The sequence below is a fragment of the Novosphingobium sp. UBA1939 genome, from assembly GCF_002336885.1.
Taxonomy (GTDB): domain Bacteria; phylum Pseudomonadota; class Alphaproteobacteria; order Sphingomonadales; family Sphingomonadaceae; genus Novosphingobium.
In genome coordinates, this window is the sequence record NZ_DDFB01000151.1 from 1 (window position 1) to 6,208 (window position 6,208).

A 6,208-nucleotide genomic window follows, 5' to 3' on the forward strand; every position below is an offset into this window, starting at 1 on the left:
GGCTTCGTCGGCGAGGTCCACGTGCAGGGCGTCCTTGTCGGCCTCCGAATAGACGGCGACAGTGGCAATGCCCATCTTGCGGGCGGTCTTGAGGACGCGGCAGGCGATTTCGCCGCGGTTGGCGATGAGGATTTTCTTGAACATGCCTATCTTTCCGTCGCTGGAATTACTGTAATTCAGACCTGTTCGAGGGCCTGCGCCAAATCGGCCACGATGTCGTCGATGTGTTCAATGCCCACCGAGACGCGCACCGTGTCCGGCCCGGCGCCGGCGGCGACCAGTTCTTCCTCGCCCAGCTGGCTGTGCGTGGTCGAGGCGGGGTGGATGATGAGCGAGCGGGTATCGCCGATGTTGGCGAGGTGGCTGAACAGCTTGGCCGACTGGACCAGCTTCACCCCCGCCTCGTACCCGCCCTTCACCCCGAAGGTGAACACCGCGCCGCCCTTGCCGCCGAGGTATTGCCGGGCCAGCTGGTGATAGGGGTCTTCCGGCAGGCCCGCATAGCTCACCCACGCCACCTTGGGATGGTTCTGCAGCCACTGCGCAAGGTGCAGCGCATTGGCGCAATGCCGCTCCATGCGCAGCGCCAGCGTTTCCATGCCGGTCAGCGTGAGGAAGGCATTCATCGGCGCCATGGCAGGGCCAAGATCACGCAGGCCCAGCACGCGGCAGCCGATGATGAAGGCGATCGGGCCGACGGGCTTCAACGCCTCGGTCAGCACTGCGCCGTGGTAGCTGGGGTTGGGCTGGGTGAGCGAGGGGAACTTGTCGCTGGCCGCCCAGTCGAACTTGCCCGAATCCACGATCAGACCGCCGATGGAATTGCCGTGGCCGTTGAGGAACTTGGTGCAGGAATGGACGACAATGTCCGCGCCGTGTTCGATCGGGCGACACAGCGCCGGGCTGGCCATGGTGTTGTCCACGATCAGCGGCACGCCCGCCGCATGGGCCACGTCGGCAATCGCCGCGATGTCCTGCACCACGCCACCGGGGTTGGCGAGGCTTTCGATGAACACGCCGCGCGTCTTGTCGGTGATCGCGGCGGCAACGGCGGCCGGATCGTCGGCATCGACGAACACCGCCTTCCAGCCGAACTTGGCGAAGCTGTGCGCGAACTGGTTGAGCGTGCCACCGTAGAGCTTCTTGGCGGCCACGATCTCGCAGCCCGGCTCCATCAGGGTGTGGAACACGATGAACTGCGCGGCATGGCCCGATGCCACGCCCAGCGCGCCCACGCCCCCTTCCAGCGCCGCGATCTTCGCTTCGAGCGCGGCATTGGTCGGGTTCATGATGCGGGTGTAGATATTGCCGAATTCGGCCAGGGCGAAGAGGTTCGCCGCATGTTCGGCACTGTCGAACACGTAGCTCGCCGTCTGGTAGATCGGCGTGATCCGCGCCTTGGTGGTCGGATCAGGCTCGCACCCGGCATGGACCGTCAGCGTCTCAAGCTTCTGCGTCATGGCATCCTCCTTGGCATAGGGCACAGGACCCTATCACGCCGCTTCGATCTCGCTACCCTGTGGCGGCATGTTGTGGCCCAGCAGCCGCAGCATGTCGGCCGCGCATTCCACCACGTTGGAGCCGGGCCCGTAGATGCCCTGCACCCCCGCTTCACGCAGGAATTCATAGTCCTGCGGCGGGATTACGCCGCCGGCGACGACCTTGATGTCCGCCCGGCCGGCGGCCTTCAGGTGCCCGATCAGTTCGGGGATCAGCGTCTTGTGCCCGGCGGCAAGGCTCGATGCCCCAACCGCGTCGACGTCCTTTTCCAGCGCCAGCGCGCAGGCTTCCTGCGGGGTCTGGAACAGGGGACCGCTGGTCACGTCGAAGCCCATGTCGCTGAATGCCGACGCGATCACGTTGGCGCCGCGATCGTGCCCGTCCTGGCCCATCTTGGCGACGAGCATCCGGGGCTTGCGGCCCAGGCGGCGAGTCACGGCCTCGACGCCGTCGAGCACCTGCCGGTAGCGGCTGTCGCCGGCATAGGCCGCGCCATAGATACCCTTCACCGGGGTCGGCACGGTGCCATGACGGCCGAAGACGATTTCCATCGCGTCCGAAATCTCGCCCAGCGTGGCACGGTGGCGCGCGGCCTCCACCGCGAGTTCAAGCAGATTGCCGCCCGTCTTCGCGCCTTCGGTCAACGCATTGAGCGCGGCCCGGCACCGCGTTTCGTCACGCCCGGCGCGCACCGCCTTCAACCGCGCGATCTGCGCTTCGCGCACGGCGTGGTTGTCGACTTCGAGCGTTTCGATCTGGTCTTCGCTGGCAAGGCGATACTTGTTGACGCCGACGATCACGTCCTCGCCACGGTCAACGCGTGCCTGGCGGCCGGCGGCGGCTTCCTCAATCATCGCCTTGGGCCAGCCGGCGGCAACCGCCTTGGCCATGCCGCCCTCGCTATCGACGCGCTCGATGATCTCCCAGGCCTTGTCGACCAGTTCCTGCGTCAGCGCCTCGATGTAGTACGACCCGCCCAGCGGATCGACCACCTTGGTCATCCCCGTTTCTTCCTGGATCACGATCTGCGTGTTCCGGGCAATGCGGGCGGAGAAGTCGGTGGGCAGCGCGATCGCTTCGTCCAGCGCGTTGGTGTGGAGCGACTGGGTGCCGCCCAGCATCGCCGCCATCGCCTCGATCGTGGTGCGGATGACGTTGTTGTAGGGGTCCTGCTCCTGGAGAGAGACACCGCTGGTCTGGCAGTGGGTGCGCAGCATCTTGCTGCGTTCGTCCTTCGCGCCCAGTTGCGTCATCACCCGGTGCCACAGCACGCGCGCGGCGCGCAGCTTGGCCACTTCCATGAAGAAGTTCATGCCGATGGCGAAGAAGAAGCTCAGGCGGCCGGCGAACTTGTCAATGTCGAGCCCCGAGGCAACGCCGTACTTCACATATTCCATGCCATCGGCGATGGTGAAGGCCAGTTCCTGCACCTGCGTCGCGCCGGCTTCCTGCATGTGGTAGCCGGAGATCGAGATCGAGTTGAACTTCGGCATCTCGCGGCTGGTGTAGCCGAAGATGTCCGAGATGATCCGCATGCTCGGCTCGGGCGGATATATATAGGTGTTGCGGACCATGAACTCCTTGAGAATGTCGTTCTGAATGGTTCCGTCCAGCAGCTTGCGGTCGACGCCCTGTTCCTCGCCCGCGACGATGAAGAAGGCCAGGATCGGGATCACCGCGCCGTTCATGGTCATCGACACCGACATTTGGTCGAGCGGGATGCCATCGAACAGGATCTTCATGTCCTCGACAGAGTCGATGGCGACGCCTGCCTTGCCGACATCGCCGACAACGCGCGGGTGGTCGGAGTCATAGCCGCGGTGGGTGGCAAGGTCGAAGGCCACTGACAGGCCCTTCTGTCCGGCGGCAAGGTTGCGGCGATAGAACGCGTTCGATTCCTCGGCGGTGGAGAAACCGGCGTACTGCCGGATCGTCCAGGGGCGACCAGCGTACATGCTGGCGCGCACGCCGCGCGTGAACGGGGCGAAGCCCGGCAGGCCCGGATCGACGGTCGCGTCCTCGGCGGTGTAGAGCGGCTTCACGGCAATGCCTTCCGGCGTCTGCCAGGTGAGGTCCTTCCCCTTCACTTCCTTGGCGGCAGCGGCCTGCCAGTCTTCGATATTCGCCATGATCTTGTCCCTAGGCCCGTTCGGTTCGAGCGAAGTCGAGAACCCTGCGCGCCCGTGTCTCGACTTCGCTCGACACGAACGGCGTGTGGTCAGTGCGCCCCCTTGGGCGTTTCCATGATCTCGGTCAGTTGCCCGCCCATGTCGCGGGGATGCACGAAGAAGATCAACGTGCCGTGGGCGCCGATGCGCGGTTCGCCCAGCACGCGCTTGCCCTTGCTTTCGAACCAGGCCTTGGCCGCGTGGATATCCGGCACTTCGTAGCAGAGGTGGTGCTGGCCGCCGAGCGGGTTGGCGGCGAGCCACTTGCCCACCGCGCTGTCCGGGCTGGTCGGCTGGATCAGCTCGATCTGCGTGCCGGCGGTTCCATCCTCGCCCGGCGTGTTGACGAAGCACACGCGCACCTGCTGGCTTTCCAGCACGAACGGCTCTGTGATGTCCGTCGCCCCCATCACGTCGCGATAGAACGCGATCGAGGCGTCGATGTCGGGCGTTGCCACGCCCACGTGGTTCAGGCGTCCCAGCTTCATGTCACACGCGCTCCACAACCATGGCGATGCCCTGCCCGCCGCCGATGCACATCGTAATCAGGCCGTACTTCCCGCCGGTGCGGGCCAGTTCGTAGATCGTCTTGACCGTCAGGATCGCGCCGGTGGCACCGATCGGATGGCCCAGGCTGATGCCCGATCCGTTGGGATTGGTCTTGGCCGGATCGAAGCCCAGCTCCTTGGCCACGCCACAGGCCTGCGCCGCGAACGCCTCGTTGCTTTCGATCACGTCGATCTGGTCGAGCGTCAGCCCCGCGCGCTTCAGCGCCACGGGCACCGCCTTGACCGGACCAAGACCCATCACGCCCGGTTCCACGCCGGCGTGGCCCCAGCCGAGAATCCGGGCCATCGGCTTGAGGCCCAGTTCCTCGACCGCCTCGCCGCTGGCCAGCACGACCGCGCCCGCACCATCGTTGATACCGCTGCCATTGCCGGCGGTGACAGTGCCATCCTTCTTGAACACCGGGCGCAGCGCGGCCATCGCCTCGACGCTGGCGTCTGCGCGGAAATGCTCGTCGGTATCGAATATGGTCACGCCCTTGCGCGTCTTCACTTCGACCGGAACGATCTGCTCCTTGAAGTAGCCCGCCGCCGTGGCCGCGGCCGCGCGCTTGTGGCTTTCCACCGCCAGCGCGTCCTGCGCCTCGCGCGTGATCTGGTGGCGTTCGGCCACGTTCTCCGCCGTCACGCCCATGTGGATGTTCTCGAACGGATCGTGGAGCGCGCCGAGCATGGCGTCCATCATCACCTGATCGCCCATCTTCTGCCCGTTGCGCGCGGTCAGCACCATGTGTGGCGCGTTCGACATGACTTCCGCGCCGCCGCCGATGGCAATCCTGTGCTCGCCCAGCGCGATGCCCTGCGCCGCCGATACGATCGCCTGCAGGCCCGAGCCGCACAGGCGGTTGACGTTCATCGCCGGACTTTCGATCGGCACGCCCGCGTTCACCGCCGCAACACGGCTGACATAGGCATCCTTGGGCTGCGTCGGCACCACCGTGCCGATCACCACGTTCTCGATCGTGTCCGGCGCCAGCCCCGCGCGGGCAATCGCCTCCTTGATCACGATGGTGCCCAGATCCGCCGGGCGGAACGAGGCGAGACTGCCGCCAAACGTGCCAATGGCCGTGCGCGCGCCGGAAACGATGAAGATGTCGGTCATGGTCGGTCCTCAGCCCAGATCCGCGCTTACAGCGGAATGTTGTCGTGCTTCTTCCAGGGGTTCTCGAGCGCCTTGTTGCGCAGCTTGCGCAGGCCCAGCGCGATGCGGCGGCGCGTGGAGTGCGGGTGAATCACCTCGTCCACGAAGCCCTTGCTGGCCGCCACGAACGGGTTGGCGAAGCGGTCCTCGTATTCCTTGGTCTTGACCGCCTGTTCCTCGGTCGAAAGGCCGCGGAAGATGATCTCGACCGCGCCCTTGGCGCCCATGACCGCGATTTCGGCGGTGGGCCAGGCGTAGTTGAGGTCGCCGCGCAGGTGCTTGGAGGCCATCACGTCGTAGGCGCCGCCATAGGCCTTGCGGGTGATCACGGTGATCTTGGGCACGGTCGCCTCGGCATAGGCGAACAGCAGCTTGGCGCCGTGCTTGATGATGCCGTTGTGCTCCTGGCTGGTGCCCGGCAGGAAGCCCGGAACGTCGACGAACGTCAGGATCGGGATGTTGAACGCATCGCAGAAGCGCACGAAACGCGCCGCCTTCTTCGACGAATTGATGTCGAGCACGCCGGCCAGCACCATCGGCTGGTTGGCGACCACGCCCACCGTCTTGCCCTCGATCCGGCCGAAACCACAGATGATGTTGGCGGCGTGCCTGGGCTGGATTTCGAAGAATTCGCCCTCGTCCACCGTCTTGCGGATCACCTCGTGCATGTCATAGGGCTGCGCGGCGGACGCCGGGATCAGCGTGTCGAGGCTGTGTTCCAGCCGGTCGTAAGGGTCGGACGTCGGCCGTTCCGGCACCGCTTCCTTGTTCGACAGCGGCAGGAAATCGAAGAATTCGCGCGCCTGCAGCAGGGCTTCGATGTCGTTTTCGCA

6 protein-coding genes are annotated in these 6,208 nt (G+C 65.6%); all 6 read right to left on the bottom strand.

Annotated features, from left to right (window positions below; all coding sequences use genetic code 11):
- Positions 1-150 (bottom strand): biotin carboxylase N-terminal domain-containing protein (locus B3547_RS20240; protein ID WP_292966455.1); only part of this gene is annotated, 150 nt, incomplete at its 3' end.
- A 26-nt stretch (positions 151-176) separates the two neighbouring features.
- Positions 177-1,460 carry an O-acetylhomoserine aminocarboxypropyltransferase gene (locus B3547_RS20245; RefSeq protein WP_125954730.1) on the bottom strand — a complete coding sequence of 428 codons (1,284 nt, stop codon included), beginning with the start codon at positions 1,458-1,460 and terminating at the stop codon, positions 177-179.
- Between the two features lie 33 nt (positions 1,461-1,493).
- A complete protein-coding gene (gene scpA, locus B3547_RS20250; protein ID WP_292966444.1) occupies positions 1,494-3,629 on the bottom strand; it encodes a methylmalonyl-CoA mutase in 2,136 nt (711 codons plus the stop codon).
- 89 nt (positions 3,630-3,718) lie between these two features.
- A complete protein-coding gene (gene mce, locus B3547_RS20255) occupies positions 3,719-4,156 on the bottom strand; it encodes a methylmalonyl-CoA epimerase (RefSeq protein WP_125954728.1) in 438 nt (145 codons plus the stop codon).
- 1 nt (position 4,157) lies between these two features.
- Positions 4,158-5,336, bottom strand: coding sequence for an acetyl-CoA C-acyltransferase family protein (locus B3547_RS20260; protein WP_292966449.1), 1,179 nt, complete (start codon positions 5,334-5,336; stop codon positions 4,158-4,160).
- A 26-nt stretch (positions 5,337-5,362) separates the two neighbouring features.
- Positions 5,363-6,208: acyl-CoA carboxylase subunit beta (locus tag B3547_RS20265; RefSeq protein ID WP_292966452.1), on the bottom strand; the 846-nt coding region annotated here is incomplete at its 5' end.